The organism is Rhizobium sp. BK379, assembly GCF_014193955.1.
Taxonomy (GTDB): domain Bacteria; phylum Pseudomonadota; class Alphaproteobacteria; order Rhizobiales; family Rhizobiaceae; genus Rhizobium.
Map to the genome: position 1 here is coordinate 236,910 of NZ_JACIAD010000010.1, position 26,452 is coordinate 263,361.

A 26,452-nucleotide genomic window follows, 5' to 3' on the forward strand; every position below is an offset into this window, starting at 1 on the left:
GGGTGGAACGGTTCCTTTATACGGGAAATCCCGCCAGGGTGGTTTTTGGCCAGGGCACGATCGCTAGCCTTCCTGAGGAAGCAGACAGGCTGAAGGCCCGCCGCATCCTAGTGCTCTCGACGCCAGAGCAGGCGTCGCAAGCGGCAGACATTGCCAAGAGCCTGGGAGCGCGCGTCGTTGCGACCTTTTCCAAAGCGCAGATGCATACGCCTGTCGAGGTAACGGCCGACGCGATGAAGACTGTGGAACGCCACGATATCGACGCGCTCCTTTCAGTTGGTGGCGGGTCGACGACTGGACTGGGCAAGGCCATTGCCTTGCGAACCGACCTCCCACAGATCGTCGTCCCGACTACGTATGCTGGCTCTGAGGCGACGCCCATCCTCGGCGAGACCGATGGTGGGCGCAAGGTCACCAGGTCAGATCCGCGGATACTCCCAGAGGTCATCGTCTATGATGTCGATCTTACCCTGACCTTGCCCGTGCCGTTGTCGGTGACGAGCGGGATCAATGCCGTCGCCCATGCGGTCGAGGCGCTCTACGCCAAGGAGGCAAATCCCGTCGTCTCTCTGATGGCGGAGGAAGGGATCGGTGCCATCGTGCGCGCGCTTCCTCGCATACATGCCGACAAAGGGGACGTCGAAGGACGCTCTTCAGCTTTGTACGGCGCCTGGCTCTGCGGCGTGTGCCTCGGATCCGTAGGAATGGCTCTGCATCACAAGCTCTGCCATACGCTCGGTGGCATGTTCAATCTACCGCATGCGCAGTTGCATACAGCAGTCTTGCCTCATGCTGTGGCCTACAATGCGTCTGCTACATCGGCTGCGATGGAGAGGCTAAGCCGCGCACTGGCCGCGCCTGATCCTGCGATGGCACTTCATAAACTTGCAAAAGGTCTGGGCGCCGAGATGTCGTTACGAGATCTAGGCATGCCCGACGGCAGTATCGAAGCGGTGGCAGATCAGGCTCTTAGTAACGCCTATTGGAATCCAAGAGCACTCGATCGCAAAGCCCTTGTTCAACTACTGGAACGCGCCTTCCGCGGAGATGAGCCGAGGCTCGGATGATGTCAGAAGGCAACGCGGAGGCGGGATAATACTGGAACATCCGAAATGGATAATTCCCTTGTTTTCTTCCGGCACCATCAGGCTACCATCGATAATACGAAATCAAATATCGTCGGTATTGTGAGGAATCGCCGATAATTTGGGAGGTGGAGAAATGCTCGCAGTCCGTTTCGCGATATCGGATCCGAACAAGGACTCCCTGCGCGAAATCTACCTCGAAGAACACAAGCGGCACCTGCGATCGAAAGAAGTTTCGATCATCCAATCCGGGCCGATATTAAACGAGGGCGGATCAGGCGAGGGCGGGGTAGTCATTGCCGACGTCGGATCTCTCGAAGAAATGCGTCGTTTCAGCTCGGCGGACCCCTTTGTTGTCCACGGCATCTACCGCGATGTTGCGATCTACGAGTGGCGCCCCACGATTGGAGGTCGTGGCTAGGCTCGCTCGCGAACGGGATTGATCTGCTGATTTTCTAAGGAGGAGAGAAAATGAAAGCGGTGACAGCTATTACCTTGAACGACATTCTCGATTGGATCGCAGAGGCGGGAAGCATCTGTAGCGGCATCCTCGTAGAGTATCGCGAGCTGCGCGACGGGGAGGCCAATGCCTACCGTTTACGAAATCTACTCCATGATCGGGACAGGTTTTTGCAGTCTCGCGCGAACTGACCGCGCTCTGATCTGACCGCTCCTTCCTTTTCCAAACCCAACCGACCAGGCCCGGATTTATGCCGCGAGCCCGCCGGGAAGACAGTGCCCTTTTGAGCGAAAGAAAGCTTGATGCCAAACGCTTCGCCCATCGCCGACATCGGACTTCCCAAGGAGACAACTTTGAGGATTCCCTTCACGCGAAATTTCGTCACGGTCGTTTTCTCGACGCTCGTGCTCGTAGTCCTGTGTGCTTTGTTTGCTCCGAGCAGTCTTTCGAGCGGCGCGCTCTCGGGAAGCCTTCCGTTTGCTGCAATCATAGCCATCGTGGGCCTGGGCCAACTCCTCGTCGTGCAGCAGGGTGGTTTCGATCTGTCTCTCCCCGGCGCCGTGTCGTTATCCGTGGTCATCGCCACGCACTATCCCCAGCAGGACGACGGGTTGCTTTTTCAGGCCGTGCTTCTTTCTGCGGGACTGTGTGTCGCAGCGGGCATTCTCAACGGCGCCCTGGTGAGCTTCTTCAGGCTGAATGCAATCATTGCGACGATCGGCACCAACGCCCTTTTATACAGCGCAGTTTTCGCGGTGTCGGGCGGCGTGCCATCGATCACCACCAATCTTCTAGCCGAGATCGCGGGCGGCGAGACGTTGGGATTGCCGAACTCGGTGCTCTTCGCACTTGGCGCTATGGCTGTCGTCTCGTTCGCGCTCAAGAAGACCGTGGCCGGTCGCAGGTTCGAGGCGATCGGTGCCAATCCCCTGGCTGGCAAGGCCGCTGGCTTGAACGTGCGCCTCCATCAGATGATGGCATACATCTATGCTCAGCTTCTTTACTGCCTGGCCGGGACGCTCATCGCGGGAATAACACGTGAGCCGACCGCTTTTCAGGGCGATAGCCTGCTGCTGCCGTCGGTTGCCGTTGTGGTGTTAGGCGGAACATCGCTGCTCGGGGGACGGGGCTTCCCAATCTCGACGGTTATCGCAGCATTTTTCCTAAATCACCTGAGCCTGTTCGCGCTGACGATCGGCGTGCCCTTTTCAGCTCAGACAATCATCCAGGCACTCGCTCTGGGCTTCGGTATCGCGGTTTATTCGATCCGTTGGTCGATGAACCAAGGTGGGAAAACTTCAGCAACAAAAGTGGAGGACGCAAAATGAAATATAGGGAACTTGCAACTTATCTCGGACTGGCAGTGACGACCGCGCTCAGCGGGATTGCGATTGCGGGAGCGGCTCAGGCAGAAGCGCCGTCCTGGTGCGGACCAAAGAAAGCGACACTTGCTTTGCTCGACGGCTATGGCGGCAACAGTTGGCGCCAGGTCACGACCGCTTCCGGCAAGCAGACGGTTGAGCTGTGCCCCAGCATAACCAAGTACGAATACGCCGACGGCCAAGGCGATACCATGAAGTCCATTTCGGATATCAAGAGCATGGCCGCAAAGGGTTTGGATGCCCTGGTCGTTTTCGGTGATGCAGGACCTGCCGTTCTGCCAGCCCTCACGAGCGTCTTCAAATCCGGAAAGGTCGTCGTTCCCTATCGCGTGGCCGTTGGTGGCGCCGATGGAAAGAACTACTCGAAGTTCGTTGGCGCATCGTTCGAGAACGATGGCGAGAGCTGGGGCAACTGGATCAAGACGATTTTGCCCAAGGGAGGCAATCTGCTGTTCTTGAGCGGTCCAGCCGGAAACAGCCAAGGCCTCGACGAGCTGAAGGGTCTGAAGAAGGTGCTCGGTCCCGAATATGTTTTCGTGAACCAGGCGCCTTTCGCAGTCACGAACTGGGATCCGGCGCTGACGCAAAAGGTGCTCACGGCAGAAATCGCGAAGAACCCGAAGATCGACGTTATCATTTCCGACTTCGGACCTTCGCTGGTTGGTGCGCTTCCGCTGTTCGAAAAGCAGGGCAAGTCGGTACCGGCCCTTGCTACGTCTGACGGCAACTCCTTGGGCTGCTTCTGGCAGGAGAACAAGGACAAGAACCCCGACTTCAAGTTGTTCACCGTTGCCACTGGCAACGACAATGTCAGGTTGGCGGTCCAATGGGCCGTGGCTTTGGCGACGGGCGGAACGCCACCGAAGGACGAGGTGTTCAAGGCGCCGGGTTTCGAGGACTCCGTTTCGGGGAAGCCGAACCCAGTCCAGTGCCGGAAGGAGTTGCCCGGCGCGATTTACCTATCGTCTGAGCTTCCTGCGGAAGAGCAAGCCAAGGCTGTTGGAAAATAGCCAATCGTCTTGAGGCCTGCTCGGAGCGAGTACTTTGAGCAGGTCATCCTTTGGAATTGGATCGTGGACCATGGCAGCAGTTGAAATGAACGCATACGAGACACTTTCACCGGCGACTACCGAAGAGACGATCCGGCTGGCCGGAATTTCGAAGTACTTCGCTGCGATCCCGGCGCTGCGCGACATCAATGTCGACTTCAAGCCGGGCGAGGTCCACGCCATCCTGGGTGAAAACGGTGCAGGTAAGTCCACGCTGATGAACATCATCGCTGGTACGCTGCAACCCACCGAAGGCGAGATCATCTTTGAGGGACAGAAGGTCCCGCAGATGTCGCCCGACATGGCGGCTTCTCTTGGAATTGCCATATGCTTCCAGCATCCGGCCATCCTGAACGATCTCTCGATCTTGGAGAACCTGAGTGTCGCTCTGCCCGCTTCGGTGCTGCGAAATCGATCGACGCGAGATTTGGCTGAGCAGACCTTGAGATCGGTCTGTCTCGACCTGCCTTTGAACCTGCGATCCGGTCACATGACGGTGGCCCAGAAGCATCTGCTTGAGATCGGTAAAGCAATTGCCGTGAACCCGAAGCTCTTGATCCTCGACGAGCCTACTGCCTCGTTGGATCAGGAGGCAACTGAGATGCTATTCCGTCTCATTCGGACCGCGGCCAAGAACGGCACTGCCGTCATCTACATCACTCATCGACTGGCAGAGATCCGGCAGATCGCTGACCGCGTCACAGTTATGCGCGACGGACGCATCCGCGGAGCAGCCAGCGTCAGCGAGATCAGTGACAGCGAGCTGGTCAATATGATCGTCGGCCGCACCCTCGAAGCGGCTTTCCCACCGAAGTCTGAAGCTGGCGATCTTTCGCCTGTTTTCAAGGTCGAGGAACTGAGCGGCGAGGGGTTCAGCAATGTCAGCTTCAGCGTAGCGCGCGGACAAATCCTCGGTGTTGCTGGTGTTTCGGGGAACGGCCAATCTGAGCTGATGCGCGCTCTGGCAGGCCTGCATCAGACGCGGGGCGCCGCAATCTTGCATGGGCGTCAACTCGGTCAGAAGGAGCTTCTGGACGAAGCAGCCTTCATGCCCTCCGATCGCCATCTTGAAGGTGTGGCAAACGGACTGACAGTTCGTGAGAACGCAACGTTCTCGGCCCTCGAAAAATTCGCGACCGGCGGGATTTTGAGCAAGACTGCTGAACATCAGAAGGTCAGGTCGATCTTCGGTGATCTCGCGGTCAAGACGCCGGGCCTTGAGGCGTCGATCCAAGCATTGTCTGGCGGCAATCAGCAGAAGGTCGTGATGGCGCGCGCCCTTTTGTCCGAGCCTGGCATCGTGATCGCCGATGAGCCCACGCAGGGCGTGGATGTCGGGGCACGTTTCGAGATTTATCGTATTCTCAGGAGCGTCTCCAAGGCAGGAACGCCCGTTATCGTCAATTCTTCCGACGCGGTCGAGTTGGAAGGCATTTGCGACAAGGTCATCGTGATGTCGCGAGGGCAGGTGGTCGAAACTCTTGTAGGGGAGGAGATCACCGAGGAGCGGATCGTTGCCGCAGCCGTCCGGTCCGAGGCGCATGACATCGGCCATGAAAGCTCTGGGAGCCCGCAGAGCATGTCGCGCCTGAGGCATTTCATGGAATCGGACATCGCGCCGGTGGTTCCACTGGCCCTCGTGACGATTTTGCTCGGCCTCTTCGTCAACAGCCAGAACGACAACTTCTTGTCGGCCTACAACATTTCGAACATTCTTCTGCTCGCGACCGCTCTGGGCTTCATAGCCATGGGCCAGACGATAGCGCTTCTGATGGGTGGGATAGATCTGTCCGTCGGGCCGCTTGCCGGCTTCCTTGTTGTGATCGCCTCATTCTTCGTGAATGAAGACATGTCTGCGGGGGTGATGGCCTCAGGGTTCCTGCTGATGGCCGTCGGTGCATTCGTAACGGGAGCGATCAACGGTATTCTCATCCGGTTTGCCAACTTCACGCCGATCGCGGCAACCCTTGCGATGTATATAGCGATCCAAGGCCTGAGCTTCCTACTCCGCGAGAACCCTGACGGTTACATCAACTCGACCGTCACTGATTGGGTGAATTGGCAGATTGGCCCGTTTCCGGTGGCTTTCCTCGTGTTGGTGGGCGTCACGTTGCTCGGGGAATACGCATTGCGTCGGTCCAGAGCCGGCAGGCGCCTCCGCGCTGTGGGTTCCAACGAGGACTCCGCACGCAGGGTAGGCATCCGGGTCGACTTGACCTATGTCGGAGGCTACATCCTGTGCTCCATGCTCACGTGCCTGGGTGCGGTCATGCTGATGACGCAGATTGGCGTCGGGGATCCGCGACAAGGCGTGGCCTACACGTTGTCCAGCATCACCGCCGTCGTTCTCGGAGGAACCAGCCTGGCAGGCGGGCGAGGGACGTTCGTAGGCACCATCATGGGCGCGGTATTGCTGACTGAGGTTCTCAGTGCGGTGACGTTTCTTAGCCTCACGCAGACCTACCAGTACCTCTTTCAAGGGGCGCTCATCGTGATCGCGGCTCTCATCTACTCTGCCGCCCGCCGCCGGTCCGCCTAACGCAGGAAGCACCAATGCGATCGTCTTCGTGTTCGCCGGACGGGCACGGGTTGGAACCACTCGGTTGTCTCGGGAGAAATGAAATGACAAACAAAGTTCGCGGCATGCACCACATCGGGATCACCGTGCCGGACATCGAGGAAGGCATTTCGTTTTTCAAAGCGGTGTTTGGCGCCGTCGAGGTGTTTCGCACTGGACCCTTCGATGTCGATCAGGACTTCATGGAAAACAAGCTCGGGGCTGCGAGGCATTCCAAAATCCGTGACCTCGTGTTCCTTCGCTGCGGCAATGGGACCAGCGTTGAGCTTTTCGAATACGAAGGGGAGAGCGTGTCGCCACCCAAACGATCATCTGAAGTGGGCGGCATGCATCTCTGCTTCGAAGTCGACGATGTCGACGCGGCCGCTGACAGGCTGCGTGATCAAGGCGTGGAGCTGCTCGATGGTCCCAACCTGGTAGACGCAGGGCCGTTGGCCGGGTTCAACTGGATCTACTTCCGTGCGCCATGGGGCCTCATTCTGGAGGTCGCGAGTTTCACTAGCCTCGGTTATGAGGATACTTCTTCCGAACGCCTTTGGCGACCCGATGAAACGCTAAGCGCCGAGCCGTGAATTCCAACTGATATTCATGGATGACCTAGATCGCAGGTTCGCGTCCTTTCAAGAGCCGCAGCTTTCGGCCCTAAGCGGTCATCGCCGCAATAAAGTCGACGACAGAAATTCGGCGGCACTCTGGTGAGCTTTGTCAGCGTTCCGCGTCCCTGGTCTCAGGAAAAAGTCGTGTGCGCCGCCCTCAAAAACATCAAGGCTAGCAGGCTTGCCAAGCTGTTGGGCCTTCCGTTGCAACTCCTGCCCAATAGACAAAGGAAATGTCCGGTCTGCACTTCCCCAGCAAGGTCAGCCGGTGCACAACCCTATCTTGCCGCCCTCGACGGGAATAAAAACCGCCCCTCCGACTTCGAGCGCAAGGCGCAACTGCGCTGCGGTGGCGCGATGGACATCATGCCGGCCACCTTCAAAGTCTCTGATGGTGCTGCGCGATACGCCTGCGCGTTCGGCAAGGTCCGTTTGTGTCCAGTCCAGGAGACCGCGTGCAGCGCGGCACAGCTCCGGTGTCAAAATCGTTGTCCCGCTTGCTTGACCCATCGCCTAGAGTCGCCCATATTGGTTGATATAAGCCATATAGAGCAACAAAGCCCCGATTGCTAGACGGCAGTTGAACTGTTGCCCAAGCGATGGATACCGATTTTTTGGAGGATTGAGGCGTTGGGATAACAGCCGAACCATTTTTGCTTCTCGTTCTGCTGCTTCTGCCTTTCGTCGGAAGCCTCCTCTCCATTCTCTTGCTCAAGACGACTTCGCCACGCCTGCCTGCAGGTCTGGCAGCTATCATCGTCACCGCTTTGTTGCTGCTCACGGGAAGCTTTTATCCGGCGGTGGCAGACGGCGGGGTGGTGCGGTTTCGGGCGGAATGGCTGCCGCAGTTTGGCCTGGACTTCGCGTTGCGCATGGATGGTTTTGCATGGATTTTCACCATGCTTGTCACCGCAATCGGCCTTCTCGTCGTGCTTTATGCGCGCTACTACATGTCCGAGGAAGATCCGGTTCCACGGTTCTTCTCGTTCCTTCTTGCTTTCATGGGAGCCATGCTCGGCATTGTCGTCTCAGGCAATGTGATCCTGCTGTCCGTGTTCTGGGAACTGACCAGCATCTTCTCGTTCTTGCTGATCAGCTATTGGCATAACAATGCCAATGCGCGCGATGGCGCCAGAATGGCACTCACGATTACCGGGATTGGCGGCTTCTGCTTGTTGATCGGCTTCATTCTGCTCGGCAACGTGGTCGGCAGCTATGACGTCGACAAGATACTCGATTCCGGCGACATCGTTCGCAGTCATCCTCTCTATCTGCCAACTCTGATTTTCATATTGCTAGGCGCTTTGACAAAGAGCGCGCAGTTTCCATTCCATTTTTGGCTTCCCAACGCCATGGCTGCCCCGACGCCGGTTTCGGCCTTCCTTCACTCGGCGACCATGGTCAAAGCCGGTGTGTTCCTGTTGGTGCGTTTCTGGCCGGTGCTTTCGGGAACGTACGAATGGTTCTGGATCGTCGGCGTCGCCGGGATCTCAACCCTGCTGCTGGGCGCATATTTTGCGCTGTTCCAGCGCGACTTGAAGGGCCTCCTGGCCTATTCGACCATCAGCCATCTTGGATTGATCGTGACACTGCTGAGCCTCGGCAGCCCATTGGCGACCGTGGCCGCCATCTTCCATATGCTCAATCACGCGACCTTCAAGGCGTCGCTCTTCATGGCAGCGGGCATCATAGATCACGAGACCGGCACACGCGACATGCGCAAGCTCAGCGGTCTCTTCCGCTTCATGCCGTTCACAGCGACCTTGGCGATCGTGGCAAGTGCCGCAATGGCTGGCGTGCCACTCCTCAACGGGTTCCTGTCCAAGGAAATGTTCTTTGCCGAGGCGGTGGAGACCCATGCCGATTCGATCCTCGACCGTATTCTTCCCTATGTCGCGACCCTCGCCGGCGCCTTCAGCGTGGCCTATTCGCTGCGGTTCATTCACACGGTTTTCTTTGGTCCGCCGCCGACCGATCTGCCGGTCAACCGTCCACACGAGCCACCCAGATGGATGCGGTTTCCGGTCGAGTTCCTCGTCATCGTCTGCCTGATCGTGGGCATCATTCCGGCTATATCGATTGGTCCGTTTCTTCACAGCGCCGTAGTCAGCGTGCTCGGGACTGCTACTCCCGAATACAGCCTGGCGATCTGGCATGGCGTCAACCTTCCGCTCGTAATGAGCGCGATCGCTCTTGTCGGTGGCGCGCTCATCTATTTTTTGCTGAAGGATTACCTCAGTCGTTGCGATGACGGTCCGCCGCTGTTTCGCAGGCTCAAGGGGCAACGGGTCTTCGAGCGCGTAATTGTCGAACTATCCTGGCGATGGGCGCGCCTTGCCGAGGGGCGCCTGGGCACACGCAAGCTGCAACCCCAGCTGCGCTGGCTGATCGTGACTGGTTTTGCCGCAGGCACGTTGCCGCTTTATCTGAGCGGCTTCGAAAGCCGGCCGGTTACCTACGCGAGCGTCGATCCCGCCTTCACGGCGATCTGGATCATCGGCGTGTGCCTTGCGCTTGGGACAGCCTATACGGCGAAATACCACCGCCTGGCCGCACTGGTGATGCTCGGCGGTGTCGGTCTCGTCGTCTGCATCACGTTCATATGGCTTTCGGCGCCCGATCTCGCAATCACCCAGTTGCTCGTCGAAATCGTCACGACCGTCCTGATCCTTCTCGGCCTGCGCTGGCTGCCCAAACGGTCTGAGGGTTTTGGCGAGGCGATGACGTTGAGAGCACGGTTTCGCCGGTTTCGCGACCTTGCACTGGCCGTTCTCTGCGGCGTCGCCATGTCCTTCGTCGCCTATGCCGTGATGACGACGCCAGTACCCGACGCGATTGCCAACTACTTTTTGGAGAATGCTTATACCGAGGGCGGTGGCCGCAACGTCGTCAATGTCATTCTGGTGGATTTCCGTGGTTTCGATACGTTGGGAGAGATCGCTGTTCTCGGTGTCGTTGCGCTCACCGTCTATGGGCTGTTGCGCCGTTTCAGGCCTGCCGAAGACAGCATGAGGGCGCCAGAGCAGCAGCAAGCGCAAAACCGCTTTGACGAGGAGCGGCCAGAGCGGTCTGCCGGCGATACAGTGCGCGACTATTTGCTCGTGCCATCGGTCATCATGCAGTGGCTTTTTCCAGTCATCATTACCTTCTCAGTCTACCTCTTCATCCGCGGACACGATTTGCCGGGCGGCGGCTTTTCGGCGGGCCTGACGATGTCGATCGCCTTCCTATTGCAGTATCTGGCGGGAGGAACACGCTGGGCAGAGGATCGCATCCGCATCCTGCCGCTCCGCTGGATGGGCGCGGGACTGCTGACCGCCGTTGCAACCGGGGTCGGAGCTTGGTTCCTTGGTTATCCGTTCCTGACTTCGCACTCCCGCTACCTCGATCTGCCGCTGATCGGAAAAGTGCCCGCGGCCACTGCGCTGCTCTTTGATCTGGGTGTCTTCTGCCTTGTCGTCGGATCGACGGTGCTCATTCTTGTCGCACTCGCACACCAATCCTTGCGCATCAACCGGCTGCGGATGATCGACGCGGCGAAATCGGAGGAGGCGTGATGGAACTGATCCTGTCGATTGCCATAGGGGTGATGACCAGTTGTGGTGTCTGGCTTATCTTGCGCCCGCGAACCTACCAGGTGATCGTCGGCCTTTCACTGCTCTCGTACGCGGTCAACCTGTTCATCTTCGGGGTCGGCGGCGTCAAGGCAAACGTCCCGCCTATTATTACTGACGATGCGGCAGGCCCTCTGGCCGATCCGGTTCCACAGGCTCTGGTTCTGACCGCCATCGTCATCGGCTTTGCGACGACCGCCTTGTTTCTGGTCGTGCTCCTCGCGTCGCGCGGTCTGACGGGCAGCGACCATGTCGACGGGAGAAATGAGCCGCGATGAATGCCTGGGCCCACCATCTGATCATTGCTCCGGTACTCGTACCACTGGTCGCCAGCGCATTGTTGCTGCTCGTGGACGAGCGTCAACGATTGGCCAAGGCGATGATCAGTCTTGCATCGACCTTGGTTCTGACCGCCATCGCCATCTGCCTGTTTCGCATTGAAAGCGGCCCAAACGCCTTCGACGGCATCTACCTGCTCGGTAACTGGGCGGCCCCTTTCGGTATCGTCCTGGTACTTGACGGACTGTCGGCGCTGATGCTGCTGTTGACGGCGTTGCTGGCCGTTCCTGCGCTGATCTTCTCGCTCGCTCGTTGGCACGCGGTCGGCGCGCATTTCCACAGCATGTTCCAGATCCTGTTGGTCGGCGTCAATGGTGCCTTCCTCACCGGTGATCTGTTCAATTTATTCGTGTTCTTTGAGATCATGCTGGCGGCGTCCTATGGTCTGCTCCTGCATGGTTCCGGTCCGCTTCGGGTCAAGGCGGGCCTGCACTACATCGCCGTCAACCTGGTGGCAGCCCTGTTGTTCCTCATCGGTGTCAGTCTGATTTACGGAACGGCCGGGACCCTTAATATGGCGGACCTTGCAGCGCGCATTCCCGAAATGGAGAGCGATCGCCGGATGCTCATGGAGGCAGGAGCGGCGATCTTGGGCGTAGTCTTCCTCATCAAGGCGGGGATGTGGCCGCTCTGCTTCTGGCTGCCGACAGCATATAGTGCGGCATCAGCTCCAGTGGCTGGAATGTTTGCCATCATGAGCAAGCTCGGGATTTACATAATCCTGCGCCTGACGATGCTTCTGTTCGGAGAGGGGCCGCTGGCCGGATTTGGCGCCAACGTGCTCTTATACGGTGGTGTGGCGACGCTTGTCTTCGGGACGATCGGTGTGCTGGCATCCCAGGCGCTCGGCCGGCTCGCAGGATTTTCCGTACTCGTCTCGTCGGGCACCCTGTTGATGGTCCTCGGCATCAATGACGGTGCCGTATCATCCGGTGCGCTCCTTTATCTCGTCAGTTCAACATTGACGATCAGTGCCTTCTTCATGCTGATTGAACTTGTCGAGCGCGGACAGGACGCCGGCGCCAACGTCCTTGCGGTAACGATGGAAGCCTACGGGGACGCCGACGAGCAAACCGCCGATGAAGAAGAGGGTGTCACCATGCCCGGGACGATGGCGATACTGGGAATTTGCTTTGCTGCCTGCGGGATCCTGCTGTCCGGACTGCCGCCGCTTTCCGGTTTCATAGCCAAATTTGCAATGCTGTCGGCAATGATGGGCACGGGTGCGATCGGGGTGCCGCCGACGGCGGCAATCTGGACACTGATCGTGCTCGTCATCCTCTCCGGTATCGCGGCGCTGATTTCCATGACGCGCGCTGGCATTCGCACCTTCTGGAGCTCGATCGAAGGCACAGTTCCGCGTGTCCTCGTGATCGAGATCGTCCCCGTGCTGTTTTTGCTGGTGCTCACCCTTGCCTTGACCGTGCAAGCAGGGCCGGTCCTGCAATATATGGACTTGACCATTCGCACGCTGAGCAAGCCTGCAAACTATATCGATGCGGTCCACAATGCGGTTCAGGTCCCGGGCTATCAGGGCCCGGCCGCGCCCGGAACGGAGAGCAACTGATGCTGCCTTATCCCGTTCTTTCGCTGTCGCTGCTCGTCATGTGGCTGTTGCTCAACGGCTTTACGGTCGGTCATCTTATTCTGGGTATCTTCGTCGCCGTGTTCGCCAGTTGGGCGATGGCGTCGTTGCGTCCGCAAAAGCCGCGATTGGTGAAGTGGTACCTGCTGCCCAAACTTTTTTTCGTCGTACTCTACGACATCCTCAAATCCAACATTGCGGTCGCGGGCATTATTATCCGGAGCGGTTCGCGCCGGCACGATCCCGGATTTCTGACCATTCATCTCGAAATGAGAAGCCCGTTCGCATTGGCCGTTCTTGCAGTGATCCTGACAAGTACGCCCGGATCTGCCTGGCTTGAATACGATTCCAACGAGAATTCCGTTCTTCTCCACATCCTCGATCTGCAGAACGAGACGGTGTGGCGAGACACGATCAAAAATCGATATGAGAAACTGCTGATGGAGATCTTCGCGTGAGCGCAATTATCTTGTTCAGCGCCGTTTCGATCGCTCAGTTGATGCTGGTCGCGTCGATGGCGATTGTTTCGGTGCGCATGGTCATCGGGCCCCGCGCGCAAGATCGGATTATCGGTCTCGACACCTTTTACATCAACGCCATGCTGTTGCTTGTGACTTTTGGCGTCGGCACGGGTCGCGTCCTCTATTTCGAAGCGGCATTGGTGATCGGGATTTTGGGATTTGTCTCCTCCGTCGCGCTGGCCAAGTTTTTGATGCGGGGTGAGGTGATAGAATGACTGCGGCTGCAGATATCCCGTTGTGGGCGGCCATCTTTGTCGCCTTCCTTCTTCTCGGTGGCGCTTCCCTGGCATTGATCGGCGCGATAGGCTTCCTGCGCCTCCCAACATTTTATGAACGTATTCACGCGCCAACGCTCGCGACCAGTTGGGGGATCGGCGGGATCATGCTCGCCTCGATGATCTTCTTCTCAGTCGGTTCAGGACGACTTGAGATTCACGAGATCCTCATCGGGATTTTTGTAACGGCGACGACGCCGGTTACTCTGATGATGCTTGCGCGCGCTGCTCTTTACCGTGATCGTGTCGAGAATGATGAAAGGGCGCCGCCAAAACAGATCGACGACGTTGCTGCAAGAAAACAAGGCAGCAACGGAGAGACTTAAACCTCCTCGGCCCCACGCAAATGGCCATAAGCGCGATTTTTCATGCGCATTGACGGCTGCGGCACCGCTGAGCCGTCCTCGTTGATACAGAGGACTATTGGGCGAAACGTTGGCTAGGTCGGAGATAGGCGACCTTCTCGGGCAGGTCAGATCCATCTGAGGTTTTCACTACTATAAATTCTAACAACCACTGTTCTGCCATCGGGCAACGTACCTCGCCAACCTGATCCTCCATGCTTCAATTTTATCTGCATGATGTTGACCAAGCCAGCCGGCTCGATGTGTCTCGGCACCGAGGAGCTGTTATAAAGTGCTCTCGGTCCGATCAGCCACAAGAGGACGCAATGGCGAGCGAGAAGGATTTACGGCGCTTGGCTTTGTTGCTGGAAGGCACGACCGAGGTGCCACATTTTGATCGAGCCGCTTTCAAAGTGGCGCGAATCTACGCGACAATTGCGGCCGATCGCTTGACGGCCAACTTCCACTTCACACCGGATGAGCAGGCGTTGAAATGCATGCTACTGCCGGAGGTTTTTTCTCCCATTCCTAATGCCTGGGGCAAGAAGGGATGGACTGTAGGTATTCTGTCAGGCCTTAGCGAAGACGACCTCAACAACGCGCTACGGACGGCCTGGGCGCATGGGCAGAAAGCTCATAAACCGGCGCGAAAATGAATGCCGGCAACGCTAAAACAGCCAGACGAACTCGGACGCGGTCCTTCAAATCTTTTGAACGCCGAAGCCGGGAGACGGACCCGGCCTTGATCGCCCCAAGACGCCACTGATCAACGGCGACGACGAGAAGGTGGTGATTCGTCGCTGTCAGCACGCGAGAAGCCGGATGGAGAGACAGCTGGCAGCTTCTATACTTGTCTGAAAGCGCTAGAGCGTCGCCGAGCAGCCTCGAGCCGCGCCGCCCGTCGGCGCCGAGCCGAACGCGTTAGGGCAATAGCAACTACAGCGCATTTTTTCAAAGAAGTCTTCGCAAGAGGTTGTGTAGACCTGTCAACGCAACCGGTTGTCGTCATCCGCCAGCCCATTCCGTTTTTCAGAGTGCTGCAACACAGTTGGGAAGAGGTTCGGTGTTCGGTCCCAGCTTCGCTGCCATGTGGACCAGGTCGGGGAGAGACCTTGCTCTCATTTTCCTCATGACTTGTCCACGATGCGCCTTTACAGTTATCTCGCTTATATTCAGCTTGAATGCCACCTGCTTGTTCAACAGGCCCTCAGCCACAAATTTCATTACCTGACGTTCCCGAGGTGTAAGCGACAGAAAATACGCTTCCAGACGGCTGGCGTCTTTCACCGCACTTACGGCTGCCTCGATCTCCTCCAGAAGATTGAGGCGATCAACAGACTTGGCCATGAATGTCACACGGAATTTGTTGGTTGCAACAGTCATCGCCCCACTGGCCCCTGCAGTCAGCACGATGACGGGGCAATACGAAGCACGCGAACAGATAAGATCCGTGAGATCTGAAACTGTCAGTTCTGCCGTTGTCGTATCAACGACGATGCAGGCATGCACGCCGACCTGCACCAATCTTAGAAAGCTATCCGCCGAGTGATAGAATTCTGGCTGCCACCCAGACTGAGAAAAATCTCCGAGCAAGGCTGAACAGACGTCGGTGGCATTACTCAGGATCGCCACCAGCGCGTCGCTGGTTGGTCTGTTCGGATGCTTTACGGAGGAGGTAAGGTGTCGAGTATAGTACATGTCATTCTCCCACGCCGATTATGTTCGCGCTGTTGCGATGCAAGACTTGAGGTAGACGTTTTGATAAAAGAGCTTCTGTAGTCGTTTTAGACGAACAGCCCGCCTGCTGCGACTTAAGTGGCGTGATAGAACCTGAAAAAAACTGAAATATTCTCCCGCGGGTTGCGGAACAATGGTTGGCTCAATCTCCCCCTCTATGGTTTTATCACTACGATTTGAAACGGATAGAATTGGCTGGCATTGGGACAGATTGAGATTGGCCGCTTCGAGTACTCCGGATGGGAGCTTGATCTCGAGAAACGGGAGTTGCGCGCCATGGGCGCTCCGGTTCCGCTCGGCAGTAGAGCTTTCGATATCTTGGAAACCCTTGCGCTGTCCTCGGGTGGGATGGTCACTAAAGTCGACCTGATGAAGCGCGTCTGGCCCGGACTTGCGGTTGAGGACAATACCCTGCAGGTCCATATCTCAGCGATCCGGCGGGCGCTGGGAAAGGATCGCGAATTGCTGCGCACCGTCTCCGGTCGGGGTTATCGGTTGCTCGGGGAATGGGTCGAGCCCGAGTCGCAATATGCCGAACCGGTGCCTGCGCCTCGAAAGCAGGTGGGCGAACGAGGCGATTTTGTCTCAAACATCCCTTCAGCAGCATCTGAACTTATAGGTCGTCAGGCCTCGGTTTCGCAAATTCACACACTCATGTCGGCCTATCGTGTTGTAACCCTGACGGGACCGGGTGGAATTGGTAAGACCGTGCTGGCGTCCGAGGTTGCCCGCCATCTCCAGCAGTCGATCGGCGGTGATGCGTATTTTGTCGAGCTCGTGTCTCTGTCCGATCCCCATCTGGTTCCGACAACTCTCGCCCAGGCCCTCGACCTGCGCCTCCAAGGCGACGACATCTCGACCGAGATCGTGGCAAGAGCCATAGGCAGCCGGAGGATGTTGCTCGTGATCGACAATTGCGAACACGTCGTCGACGCCGCCGCCGAGATGGTGGAGGCGATCCTGCGTGCTTGTCAGAACGTATCCGTGCTCGCGACCAGCCGAGAAATTCTTCGCATCGAAGGCGAATTCGCATATAGAGTGCCGCCGCTTGAAGTGCCGGCCAAGGAACAAGAAGCCGATCTGCTTCAACACAGCGCAATCCAGTTATTCATCGCTCGAACCCGGGCGCTGCAATCTGATTTTAACGTGACCAGGGAAAAGATCTCGGTGATTGCGGGTATTTGCCGGCATCTCGATGGAATTCCCTTGGCCATAGAGTTTGCAGCTGCACGTGCGGCCACTTTGGGCCTTCAACAGATTGCCGGTCGTCTGGATGATCGTTTCGTCCTCCTGACCGGCGGACGACGAACGGCGCTGCCCCGACATCGTACCCTGCGAGCCGCACTCGACTGGAGTTATGAGCTGTTGCCGGAAGGTGAACGTTTCCTCCTTCGCCAGCTCGCCGTCTTTCCCTCAGGTTTCACGTTGGAAGCTGCCACAGCGGCGAGCGGGCAGCAAGAAGGTGAAGCCGCTTCTGGGCTTTCAAATCTCGTCTCAAAATCGCTGGTCACCTTTGAAGGAACGGGCGCTGCGCCTCGATGGCGTTTGCTAGAGACCGTAAGGGTCTACTCCCTCGAGAAGCTGGGAACGGGTGCCGACTATCACGTGACGATGCGGCGATGTGTGGCGTTTTTCGCATCGTTCTTCCAGCCATTTTCAAACGAGAGTTCGCTACACGCAGCGATCGAACATCTTGGCCCCTTTAGGCGGGAGATCGACAACCTGCGGGCAACTTTGAACTGGGCATTTTCGCCCGGTGGCGACGGGACGTTGGGAGCCAAACTAGCAGCCGTTGCATCGGATTTCTGGATCGCCCTCGGTCTTGTGTCCGAATCCGGTGAATGGGCACAGAAGGCTCTCCCTTACCTTGAACGTACAGAAGGCAGCCGATCAGAAATGGTCCTTCAATGCGCCCTTGGATTTGCGCTGATTTATACAGAAGGGATGAGCGAACGAGGAAAGGATGTGCTGATCCGGGCGTTGTCGATTGCGAGAGCGCTGGATGATCGCGACTACCTGCAACGCGTAACTTGTGCCCTCTGGCTTTTTTGCGCCCGTTCGATGGAGTTAGACGATGCCCTTTTCTATGCGCGCGAATATGAGCGGGGAGCCAGTGGCCAGGACGAAAGGGCAACAGCAGCCTGGTTGATAGGCATCCCGCAAACCTATCAAGCCGAGCACTTGGAGGCGCAGGCCAGGCTCGATTGGGCTGCCCGACATTCGTCTTCCAACAATCGTCGCCGAGACATGCTGAGGCTCGGTGCAGACATTCGAACGTCTTCCATGGCCCACAACACGGTCAACATGATATCGCGGGGTCAACTCGACACTGCCTTGAGAACAGCGCAGGATTCAATCCTTGAAGCGCGCTCGACGAGACAACCCTTTGTCTCTTGTGTCGCTTTGGCCTGGGCTTCCGCTTTCCTATCCCTGAACCTCGAAAATTTTGTTCAAGCCAAAGAATGGGGCGAAGAACTGATCGAGCATGCGGTGCAGCACAATCTCAGACCATTTCACGCTGTTGGTGTGTGCGTGCGTGGCACTCTGGCGTCACGTTCGGGTTCGCCCGCGGACGGTATCGCCGACTTGTGTGCGGGACTTCGCGAAATGCGTGAGACGACATACTTGCTCTTCTACCCCTTTTTCATGTCTGAACTCGCAGCCGCGTTACACGGATCAGGGCGTTCGGATGAGGGCTTCAATCAGATTCATGAGGCATTGAAGTTTTCATCCGAGAAGGGTTATCACTGGATGGTCCCCGAATTGCTGCGCAGAAAAGCCGAGATTGTCGTGACACAACGAGCCGGTGCAGGTCTGCAGACGGATTTATTTGAAGAGGCCAGCCAGAAAGCTTCCGCCCAGGGCGGTTTATATTGGGAGCTGACGGCCGGTATCAGTCTAGTCGAACACCTTGCCGGTCTCGGCGAACGTCGCTCGGCCCGGAAGATCCTCCTGCCCATTTACGAACGTTTCACGGAAGGCCTTACCGCACCGCGACTGTTGCGCGCGAAGGCATTGATAGCCGGTGACGTCTAGTGCCCGGTCGATATTTTGACGCCGAGTCTTCTATTTACGAGACGACAATTTCTCGCAAGATGGCGGCGAGTTTGCGGCACGCGCGCCGCTCACAATCAATTCGGCGACGGACCGATGCGAGGCCAGCTTGCCGCGCAAAGGTGGCTCGCCAATATAGCTTTCAGGAGTAATCTCGATGCGGAATCTCCACGATTATAAAGTTGCCCCGCCAGACTATGTGACACTGAAGGGTCGCCACGGCACGGTCGAACCTTATGTTCCCGACCTGCATCTCCATAAATTGTGGGATGGACTGGGAGGAATGGGGATAAACCCTCTGCTCCTGTATTTTGTCCAGGACGATTTTGGCGGAATCGACGATTTCGGCAGGTGGCTTAAGGAGGTCAAGAATAATGGCTGGCTGACACATATCTTCCGCAGCAACATTACAGGTGAAATCTTGGGGATGGCGAGTTTCATGCGCGCTGACCCGTCAAACGGCGTGGTCGAAATAGGGGGCGTCGCCCATGGAGCTGGAATGAAGCGCTCCCCGCTTTCCACCGAAGTGCACTATCTTCTGGCAAAGCACGTATTTGAAGTCCTTGGATACCGCCGTTACGAGTGGAAGTGTGACAACAAAAACGAGCCGAGCAAAACGACGGCCGTGCGCTATGGCTTCAGTTTCGAAGGCGTTTTCCGCCAGCATATGATCTCGAAGCAGCGCAATCGCGATACTGCCTGGTTTTCGATGCTCGACAATGAGTGGCCTACGCTCAAGGCTGCATTCGAGGATTGGCTCTCTCCTGACAATTTCGGAGCAGAAGGAAGGCAATTGCGTCGGCTGGAGGATATCCGCGCGGAGTTGTCCGGGCAAAGCTCTCAAAAAGCTTAGGATCTGCAAGTGATCGTGGATGCTAGGAAGGCAAAAAAACGCAAACGTCGTGGCATTCTTTCGTGACGATCAACCCCAGGGTCGGTGGGCTTTTAGGCTTCTACTGATTGCAGGACGGGCGCCGGTGAAGCCCGGTGCCCTCCATTAGCATCACGTACACGACGCGATTCGAGTTTCCGCGAGAGAGCGGGCAGCCGGCAAAAGCGGCAACCCGGTTTGGACACTGCCAATAAAGCGGACAGGTGTCGTTTTGATCGTTTTCAGATCTGGTCGCGCAGCGACTTGAAGGAGGCGCGCAGCTCCTCGGTAAACAGCTCCGGCTGTTCCCAGGCGGCGAAATGCCCGCCCTTGGCCGGCCTGTTGTAGTGGATGAGCTTCGGATAGGCCTTTTCCGCCCAGCTCTGCGGCGCCTGGTAGATCTCGTCCGGGAAGGCGCTGACGGCCACCGGGATCTTGATGCCGCGCGGATCGAAGAAGCCGCCGGAGGGGAAATGCGCATTGTCCCAATAGAGCCGCGCAGACGAGATCGCCGTGTTGGTCAGCCAGTAAAGCGTGACATTGTCGAGGACATCGTCAGGCGTCAGGCCTTCCTTTTCTCCGTTGAAGGAGCGCGCGATCATTCGGTAGCTTCTGATGTCGTGGTCAAGCATCCAAGAGGCGAGGCCAACAGGTGAATCCACGATGCCGTAAAGCGTCTGCGGCCGGTTGTTCATCTCGATCGCGTAACCGAGGCCGTTCTTGTAGAAATCGTCGAGCTGCTCATAGGCGCGTTTTTCATCGGCCGTGAGATCGGCCGGCGCAGGCGCCCCTGCTGACAGCAGCTTGGCGATGTCGGCAGGCACGGTGGCTGCCATGTTGGTATGGATGCCGATAAGGCCGGCAGGCTCCTGCACCGCCATGAGCTCGGTCACCGCATTGCCCCAGTCGCCGCCCTGGGCGACGTATTTCGTGTAACCGAGGCGCTGCATCAGCACGGCCCAGGCCTTGGCGATGCGTGGCGGGTTCCAGCCCGCTTCCTTCGGCTTGCCCGAGAAGCCGTAGCCCGGCAGCGAGGGAATGACGACGTGGAAGGCATCGGCCTCGGTGCCGCCAAAGGCGGTAGGATCGGTCAGCGGCTTGATGATCTTCATCTGCTCGATGATCGAACCCGGCCAACCATGCGTGATGATGATGGGCAACGCCTTTTCATGATTGGACTTCACATGGATGAAGTGAATGTCCAGCCCGTCGATCTCGGTCATGAACTGTGGGAAGGAGTTCAACCGTGCCTCGACCTTGCGCCAGTCATGCGCCCGCCAGTATTTGGCGACTTTCTGGATCGTGTCGAGCCGCACACCCTGCGTATCGTCGGAGACTGTCTCACGGTCCGGCCAGCGGGTTGCGGCAACGCGCCGGTGCAGATCCTTCAGCTGCTCGTCGGTCGCCGAAAACTTGAATTGCCTTATGTCGGCGCTCGGTGCCGAAGCGGCCGGCGTGCCCGGAAGCATCCCGACCGCCGCCGCAGCAGCGGCTGCGGCAAGAAGCTTTCGACGTGTGAGCTCAGTCTGTATGCGGGACATGGTATCCTCCTTTGTGTGGGTTGATGTGGAGGAAGTTGACACTGAAAGCGCGTTTGACCTATTGCACCATGGTATCGCCGATATCTTCGTATGTAGCTCGCCGCTCGCATGACCGGGCAAGGTTCTCAGAACCCCTTCTACGGGCTATACTTCGCGCCGAATGAAAAACTCAGCGCGACAGGGGCGTCTCAACTGGCCTCAGTCTGCTCGACTGCGCGTCGACGGTCAGGTCGGGAGAGTGCTCCCCGACTTTTCGCTCACCATGTATTCGGCATACCAGTCCGGCCATGCCTCGTCATGTTTCCCGCCCGTGCGTTTTTCATGTTCGCCATGGGCTTCGGCGGCGCGACGAAGGGCGTTCGCAAGATCGGCAGCGGAGCTGAATGTTGCAGCTTCGACCCGGCCCGGTAGTCTTGTGGTCACTTCCTGAAAGAGCCATCCGTTACCGTCCGGATCCGTGAACGAGGCGAATGAGCCATAGCTGGCACGAGACGGATGGGGGCCGTGGAGCCGCCGGTCTGTGCCCTTGTGGTGAAACACTCCACCTGCATCATGGAAGACATCGCTAATTTCAACGCCGTGAGCGGCAAGGGCCGCATGGGCCATCACGATATCCGAAACGATGAGGTGCAGGCCTTGCGCCGATCCCGGGACGGCCGCAGTAACGTTACTACCGAAGATGACCGAGCAAGGCGATCCGCGAGGCGTTACCTGGACGACCCTGAAGCCGTCCGCGCCGGAGACGTCGGCGTCTAGCCTCCACCCAAGGCCCGTGTAGAAGGACTTTGCGCGATCGACGTCGGAGACCGGTATCACGACTACCTCGAGTTTCATGTCAATGTCATTGGCGGCGGCGGCAGGCTGCGTGTTGTGCTCCTGAATGGTCATTTGCTTTCCCTCTATGTGATCTCTGCGGACCGTCCGCAGAGGGCGTGACGATGCTCTGGCGCACCGGTCGCGTCCATTGTCCCATGGTGTTGGTTCCAATCTGGGATAGGCCGGAAAGCTCCTTCCAAGGTATCGACGATACCGTTGTTCAACGGGTTCTTGGAACGGAGTGGAACCGCAAGCCGTTCACCGCGACGCTTATCGCAGCACTGGCGGGTCGCGCGCGCTCGAACATCTCAGGGATATCGGAACTGCAGATGGTTTCCACGCGCACAGCCGTTCACATCGGCGATTTCTTTGCGATGTTCCCGATGGGCGGCAACGAACCAATCCAGGAGATCGAAGCAAATCTCCTGCCATCGGCCAAGATTGCGCTCGATGAGCTGGTCTGGTGGGCAAAGGCCACTATAGGCGCCAAAGCGACCGAAGCTTGAAGGGGCGAGAGCGGAGTTCAGGGACTGGCTCCGCAACTCTCCATTGCTCCAGAGGTCACGTAAATGACAAGGAAAACCCCGGCCGACCCTTATGGTCCGCCGGGTTTTTTGTTGCCCTTCAGGATCAGGCAGCCTGAGCGACTGACAGTACCGAAAGGATCTCGTTCGTATCGACGATGGCGCTTGCGTAGCTCGGCATGTTGATCTCCAGAGCGGCGTGCATCATCTCATGCGAGTAGTCGGCGACCGCGTCCTTGACGACGGTCACGTCGTAGCCGAGTTCGGCGGCGTAGCGCACCGTTGCCTCGATGCAGGTATGGGCAACGAGCCCGATCACGATGAGCCTCTGGATTCCATGCCGCTTCAGTTCGAGATCGAGATCGGTGTTGGCGAAGCCGCTGGAGCACCAGTGTTCGGAGGCGACGACTTCACCCGCCTGCGGCACGAACTCGGCGCGGAATTCTCCGCCCCAGGTGCCGAACTCGAAGCTCTTGCGATGCCATGCCGCGCGCTGGATAGGAGCGATGAACTTCCAATTCTCGTAGTCGCCGGGTCGATACCGGTGATGCATCGCATAGAAGACGCGAAGTTTCGCCTGGCGTGCCGCGTTCAGCACCTGGAGCATATGCGGTACGCAGTCGTTCGCCTCCGCCACCTCCTTGATCCTTGGCCAGATCTTCCCGCCTTCGGAAATGAAGTCGTTGTACGGATCAACCACCAGCAGACCGGTATTGTTCCGGTCGAAAGTCAGTTGGGTCATGGGGTATTCCTCCGGATGCTCAGGCCGCTTTCGTGGAGGCGGCGTTTTTCAGCGCCGCCCGTTCGATGCTTGCGGCGAACAGGGGTGTCTCGCCCTTGTTGTGTGCGATCGACATCGGTTGCCGCTGGGTCCGGAAGATGTCGAAGGGGATGCCTTGGCGGTCGAGCGAAGCCATCATCTCGTCCGTCGCATAGGACCTGACCCGGTTTGTGAATTCGCATCGACCTGCGTCGAGTTTCTTGACGCTGAGCTCCCAGGTGACGTGGATCGTCACGCGGCCATTCGGCGTGAACACGTCGGAATCCGAGTCGAGAATGAGATGATCCTTCTCCCCGAGGGTTTCGAGGTAATGCTGGACCATCAGGCTTCCGCCGATCGTCTCGACATTAATCGACATTCGCGTGCCGTCGGGCGCCGTCGTGAAGCCCGCGGCAATGTGCGCCGGAGAGCATCCCTGGTATTCCTTCTCGGGCAGGGTGAAGCACCACTTCGGAATATCCACCTGTTCGATCGGGGCATTGATGATTGCCGAAAAGCTGGAATCGACGATCTGGTTTTCGATGCTGTGCATGTGACGTCTCCATGGCTGGTTGGGTGGTTCGCGCGGAAGACCGCGCCTTCATCACCGCGGCTGGGGGCCGCGCGATTTCTCTGATTGGACGAACGGCAGGATGAGATGTGCGCCCGCGCGACCTGCCGTTCCGACGCGCGGGCGCGGCTCCGGCCTACTTGTCGGCCAAAGTCTGCGTGTAGTGCCCGAGGCGCGCTTCAACGTCGGGGTTCGTCTGAAGCCCCATTTCCATCAGGCGGCCGATGTTCTTTTGCGCCACCGGGCGCTGGACGGACTGGATGAAGGCGTCCCACCCAGTTCCGATTTCTGGATCGCTCGGGAGGCTCGCGAAATCGACGAGCCGCTTCGTATCGGCGATCGCCTGGCGGTCGAAACCGGAAATCCTCGCGGCGAGTGCATCTACGAACGGGTCGAGCTTGTCGTCGTCGAACGAACGGTTGACGTAGCCGTATTCCTCGGCGAGTTCGCCGTTGATGTCATCAGACCCGAGAAGCACTTCGAGCGCACGGCCGCGGCCCATCAGACGCGGGAGGCGCGCCATCGGACCACCACCCGGAACGAAGCCGGCTCCGACCTCCCATTGGGAAAGGATTGCATTCTCCTTGCTGGCAAACCGCATGTCGCTGGCGAGCGCCAATTCGCTGCCGACGCCCGTGGCTCGCCCGCGGATGAGGGCGATAGAGACAACGGGCGCCTTGCTGATGCGAACGAGCATGTCCGGCAGGGGATGGAGGCCGGTCTTCCCATAGGGAAGGCTCGTGGATTCGGAGAGCGGCGGCGTAAAGTTATAGTGGGTGAGGAAGAAGCCCGGGACCGCGCTGTCGAAGACGACGACCCTGAGATTCGGGTCCGCTTCAATCTCCTCGACGACCTTCTCCATTTGCGGAATGGTCTCCGGCCCGAATATGTTGAAAGGCGGATTGTCGAAGGTGACACGCCAATATGCGGGCGTGCGCTTCTCGATCCGGATCTGCGGCTTCTCGCTCGCAGGCTGTGACTTGGCGTCGGCCGGACGATCGGTCTTCTCCGCGACCATGGTCTGCCCGGAAAGCGCGAGCGCGGGAAGCATGAGCACTGCCGCAGCCGTCAGGAACTTCGACGATGCGATCATTGCGCTCGTCGAGATGGGTGATCTGACTTTCATGAATACCTCCATTCAGGTTGTTGCGAACGATGTCGCTAGGATTCGATCTCGAGCACGAGTTCGATTTCGACCGGCATTCCCAACGGAATGCTGGAGACGCCGAGGACGATGCGGGGCGGAACCGACGACGCGCCAAAGACATCCCGCAGAAGCTCGGATGCTCCGTCAGCCACCTTTGGGTGTTCCTGGAAATCGCCGGGCGATGCGATGTAGACGCCGAGCTTGGCGATACGGGTGATCTTGTTCAGCGACCCCAGGTGGGCTTTCGCCGCGGCGAGCCCGCTGAGGCAAGCAGCACGGGCGGCGTCGTATCCTTCAAGAACCGAAAGACCCTCGCCGATGCGCCCGTGGTAGATGGCCTCGTGTCCGATCACAGGGAGCATGCCGCTGAGGAAGAGAAGCGGGCCGACCTGGACCGCCTCGACATAGGCGCCGAAAGGTGTTGGCGGGGGAGGGAGGTCGATATCAAGTTCCAGCAATCGTGCGTCAGCGCCAGGGACTACCATTTTCCAAGATGTGCGCCGTTGTCGACGTGCAGCACCTCCCCGGTGATATTGGTGGATTCCGTCAGATAGACGACGCCGTTGACGATCTCCTGGACGGCGGTGATCGTGCCCATTGGCGAGAGAGACTTCAGAAAGTCCTTCGGATCCATTTCATGCATCGGCGTGTCGACGATGCCGGGAGCAACGGCGTTCACCCGGATATTGTCCTTGGCGTACTCCATCGCGAGACTCTTCGTGACGGCATTCAGGCCGCCCTTTGTGATCATGGCGAACGACGCGGTCACGCCGGCGATCGGGTGGTCCGTCAGCGAAGTCGTTATCGTGACGATGCTTCCGCCCGATCCCTGGCGGAGCATTTGCCGGATCGCATGCTTGGTGAAATGAACGAATCCTTCGACATTCGTCGCCGTAAACTGCCGAAGGTCGTCGATCGTGTATTCGAGGAATGGCTTGGTGAAAAAGATACCGGCATTGTTCACCAGCGCGTCGATCGATCCGAAGCGTTCGATCGCACGTTGGGCCACGCGTTCGGCGGTCGCCGGATCGCCCACGTCGCCATCGACCAGTTCCAGGTATTCCATCGTGTCGGCCAACAATGCCCGAGTGGCGCGTCGCGATGTGCCGACGACATTGTAGCCTCTCGCGATGAACGATCTGACCAGTCCGGCCCCGATCCCCTGCGACGCGCCGGTGATCAGGATTGTCTTACGCGTGCTCATTTCGCACCTCCGTTTTTGGACACACGGGATTCCTCGCCCGCCGAGGCACGGTGGGCTCGCCAGGATTTTCAAGGTCATGTCTCTGCTGTTGCGGACAGGAACGATCGTCGCCAGCCGCCGTGACGACACCATCTCGCGGATTGCTGCGTCTCACTATTGTACGAAGGTGTCCCCGATACCTTTGGATCGGGTGTCAGATATGAGGTGCAATAGACCCGCCACGACGCGGTCGCTCAGATGCGATGGAGGGCGATAGGTTTGCGCCGACACCATCGTACAATGGATTACGCCACTATCGCCGTGCATGCTGCCTTCGTCGGCACGGTCACTGAGTGTGAGGGGCGTTATCTCCTTCCGCAAGGCGACCGACTGCCGGCAGGTCGGCGTAGCTCGCCAAAC

General features: G+C 58.3%; 26 protein-coding genes. 17 read left to right on the forward strand and 9 right to left on the reverse strand.

Annotated features, from left to right (window positions below; genetic code table 11):
* The first annotated feature begins 2 nt into the window (after positions 1–2).
* From FHT93_RS32925 to FHT93_RS32955, 7 genes are all read left to right on the forward strand, one after another.
* On the forward strand, positions 3–1,067 hold the full coding sequence (locus FHT93_RS32925; RefSeq protein WP_348649813.1) for a maleylacetate reductase: 1,065 nt from the start codon (positions 3–5) through the stop codon (positions 1,065–1,067).
* 154 nt (positions 1,068–1,221) lie between these two features.
* Positions 1,222–1,506 (forward strand): YciI family protein, encoded by a 285-nt coding sequence (locus FHT93_RS32930; RefSeq protein WP_113013691.1) that lies wholly within the window; start codon positions 1,222–1,224, stop codon positions 1,504–1,506.
* A gap of 50 nt (positions 1,507–1,556) precedes the next feature.
* Positions 1,557–1,736 (forward strand): hypothetical protein, encoded by a 180-nt coding sequence (locus FHT93_RS32935; RefSeq protein WP_113013690.1) that lies wholly within the window; start codon positions 1,557–1,559, stop codon positions 1,734–1,736.
* A gap of 111 nt (positions 1,737–1,847) precedes the next feature.
* Positions 1,848–2,873, forward strand: coding sequence for an ABC transporter permease (locus FHT93_RS32940; RefSeq protein ID WP_112969741.1), 1,026 nt, complete (start codon positions 1,848–1,850; stop codon positions 2,871–2,873).
* A complete protein-coding gene (locus FHT93_RS32945) occupies positions 2,870–3,937 on the forward strand; it encodes a substrate-binding domain-containing protein (RefSeq protein WP_113013689.1) in 1,068 nt (355 codons plus the stop codon). The genes FHT93_RS32940 and FHT93_RS32945 overlap by 4 nt, the downstream gene beginning before the upstream one ends.
* A 70-nt stretch (positions 3,938–4,007) precedes the next feature.
* Positions 4,008–6,515: an ATP-binding cassette domain-containing protein gene (locus FHT93_RS32950; protein WP_210299469.1), complete on the forward strand. Its 2,508-nt coding sequence runs from the start codon at positions 4,008–4,010 to the stop codon at positions 6,513–6,515.
* Between the two features lie 104 nt (positions 6,516–6,619).
* Complete coding sequence (locus FHT93_RS32955) at positions 6,620–7,126, forward strand: VOC family protein (protein WP_246781777.1); 507 nt, start codon at positions 6,620–6,622, stop codon at positions 7,124–7,126.
* Positions 7,127–7,411: 285 nt separating this feature from the next.
* Here FHT93_RS32955 and FHT93_RS32960 read toward each other — a convergent pair whose 3' ends face one another.
* Positions 7,412–7,660 (reverse strand): helix-turn-helix transcriptional regulator, encoded by a 249-nt coding sequence (locus tag FHT93_RS32960; RefSeq protein WP_112547632.1) that lies wholly within the window; start codon positions 7,658–7,660, stop codon positions 7,412–7,414.
* Positions 7,661–7,785: 125 nt separating this feature from the next.
* Here FHT93_RS32960 and FHT93_RS32965 point away from each other — a divergent pair, with 125 nt between their 5' ends.
* From FHT93_RS32965 to FHT93_RS32995, 7 genes are all read left to right on the forward strand, one after another.
* On the forward strand, positions 7,786–10,707 hold the full coding sequence (locus FHT93_RS32965; protein WP_348649815.1) for a monovalent cation/H+ antiporter subunit A: 2,922 nt from the start codon (positions 7,786–7,788) through the stop codon (positions 10,705–10,707).
* The gene (locus FHT93_RS32970; protein WP_112547634.1) at positions 10,707–11,042 is read left to right on the forward strand and encodes a Na+/H+ antiporter subunit C; all 336 of its coding nucleotides are present in this window, start codon (positions 10,707–10,709) and stop codon (positions 11,040–11,042) included. Before FHT93_RS32965 ends, FHT93_RS32970 begins: the two co-directional genes overlap by 1 nt.
* Positions 11,039–12,670 (forward strand): monovalent cation/H+ antiporter subunit D, encoded by a 1,632-nt coding sequence (locus FHT93_RS32975; protein ID WP_183851238.1) that lies wholly within the window; start codon positions 11,039–11,041, stop codon positions 12,668–12,670. The genes FHT93_RS32970 and FHT93_RS32975 overlap by 4 nt, the downstream gene beginning before the upstream one ends.
* A complete protein-coding gene (locus tag FHT93_RS32980; protein WP_112547636.1) occupies positions 12,670–13,146 on the forward strand; it encodes a Na+/H+ antiporter subunit E in 477 nt (158 codons plus the stop codon). Before FHT93_RS32975 ends, FHT93_RS32980 begins: the two co-directional genes overlap by 1 nt.
* Positions 13,143–13,424, forward strand: a complete 282-nt coding sequence (locus FHT93_RS32985; protein WP_112547637.1) for a K+/H+ antiporter subunit F — start codon at positions 13,143–13,145, stop codon at positions 13,422–13,424. The genes FHT93_RS32980 and FHT93_RS32985 overlap by 4 nt, the downstream gene beginning before the upstream one ends.
* A complete protein-coding gene (mnhG, locus tag FHT93_RS32990) occupies positions 13,421–13,810 on the forward strand; it encodes a monovalent cation/H(+) antiporter subunit G (protein WP_112547638.1) in 390 nt (129 codons plus the stop codon). Before FHT93_RS32985 ends, mnhG begins: the two co-directional genes overlap by 4 nt.
* A gap of 344 nt (positions 13,811–14,154) precedes the next feature.
* Positions 14,155–14,484, forward strand: coding sequence for an MmcQ/YjbR family DNA-binding protein (locus FHT93_RS32995; RefSeq protein ID WP_112547639.1), 330 nt, complete (start codon positions 14,155–14,157; stop codon positions 14,482–14,484).
* A gap of 373 nt (positions 14,485–14,857) precedes the next feature.
* Here FHT93_RS32995 and FHT93_RS33000 read toward each other — a convergent pair whose 3' ends face one another.
* Complete coding sequence (locus FHT93_RS33000; RefSeq protein ID WP_112547640.1) at positions 14,858–15,526, reverse strand: LuxR C-terminal-related transcriptional regulator; 669 nt, start codon at positions 15,524–15,526, stop codon at positions 14,858–14,860.
* Between the two features lie 240 nt (positions 15,527–15,766).
* Between FHT93_RS33000 and FHT93_RS33005 the strand changes: the two genes are divergently transcribed.
* Positions 15,767–18,601, forward strand: coding sequence for a winged helix-turn-helix domain-containing protein (locus tag FHT93_RS33005; protein ID WP_183851239.1), 2,835 nt, complete (start codon positions 15,767–15,769; stop codon positions 18,599–18,601).
* Positions 18,602–18,776: 175 nt separating this feature from the next.
* The gene (locus FHT93_RS33010) at positions 18,777–19,472 is read left to right on the forward strand and encodes a GNAT family protein (protein WP_183851240.1); all 696 of its coding nucleotides are present in this window, start codon (positions 18,777–18,779) and stop codon (positions 19,470–19,472) included.
* Between the two features lie 260 nt (positions 19,473–19,732).
* Here the strand turns inward: FHT93_RS33010 and FHT93_RS33015 are convergent, their stop codons facing one another.
* Both FHT93_RS33015 and FHT93_RS33020 read right to left on the reverse strand, forming a co-directional pair.
* On the reverse strand, positions 19,733–21,031 hold the full coding sequence (locus FHT93_RS33015; protein ID WP_183851241.1) for an epoxide hydrolase family protein: 1,299 nt from the start codon (positions 21,029–21,031) through the stop codon (positions 19,733–19,735).
* A gap of 225 nt (positions 21,032–21,256) precedes the next feature.
* Entirely contained in the window at positions 21,257–21,919 is a 663-nt protein-coding gene (locus FHT93_RS33020) for a VOC family protein (protein WP_112547045.1), read from the reverse strand.
* Between the two features lie 44 nt (positions 21,920–21,963).
* Here FHT93_RS33020 and FHT93_RS33025 point away from each other — a divergent pair, with 44 nt between their 5' ends.
* Complete coding sequence (locus FHT93_RS33025; RefSeq protein WP_246781778.1) at positions 21,964–22,353, forward strand: hypothetical protein; 390 nt, start codon at positions 21,964–21,966, stop codon at positions 22,351–22,353.
* A 124-nt stretch (positions 22,354–22,477) separates the two neighbouring features.
* Here FHT93_RS33025 and FHT93_RS33030 read toward each other — a convergent pair whose 3' ends face one another.
* The 5 genes from FHT93_RS33030 to FHT93_RS33050 all read right to left on the reverse strand — a co-directional run bounded on the left by FHT93_RS33030 (position 22,478) and on the right by FHT93_RS33050 (position 26,053).
* Complete coding sequence (locus FHT93_RS33030) at positions 22,478–23,113, reverse strand: isochorismatase family cysteine hydrolase (RefSeq protein ID WP_112547044.1); 636 nt, start codon at positions 23,111–23,113, stop codon at positions 22,478–22,480.
* 19 nt (positions 23,114–23,132) lie between these two features.
* On the reverse strand, positions 23,133–23,684 hold the full coding sequence (locus tag FHT93_RS33035; RefSeq protein ID WP_112547043.1) for a hypothetical protein: 552 nt from the start codon (positions 23,682–23,684) through the stop codon (positions 23,133–23,135).
* Positions 23,685–23,838: 154 nt separating this feature from the next.
* Positions 23,839–24,828 (reverse strand): enoyl-CoA hydratase/isomerase family protein, encoded by a 990-nt coding sequence (locus FHT93_RS33040; RefSeq protein WP_183851242.1) that lies wholly within the window; start codon positions 24,826–24,828, stop codon positions 23,839–23,841.
* A 35-nt stretch (positions 24,829–24,863) separates the two neighbouring features.
* Positions 24,864–25,334, reverse strand: coding sequence for a RidA family protein (locus FHT93_RS33045; protein ID WP_183851243.1), 471 nt, complete (start codon positions 25,332–25,334; stop codon positions 24,864–24,866).
* The gene (locus FHT93_RS33050) at positions 25,328–26,053 is read right to left on the reverse strand and encodes an SDR family oxidoreductase (protein WP_112971482.1); all 726 of its coding nucleotides are present in this window, start codon (positions 26,051–26,053) and stop codon (positions 25,328–25,330) included. Before FHT93_RS33050 ends, FHT93_RS33045 begins: the two co-directional genes overlap by 7 nt.
* Positions 26,054–26,452 lie beyond the last annotated feature (399 nt).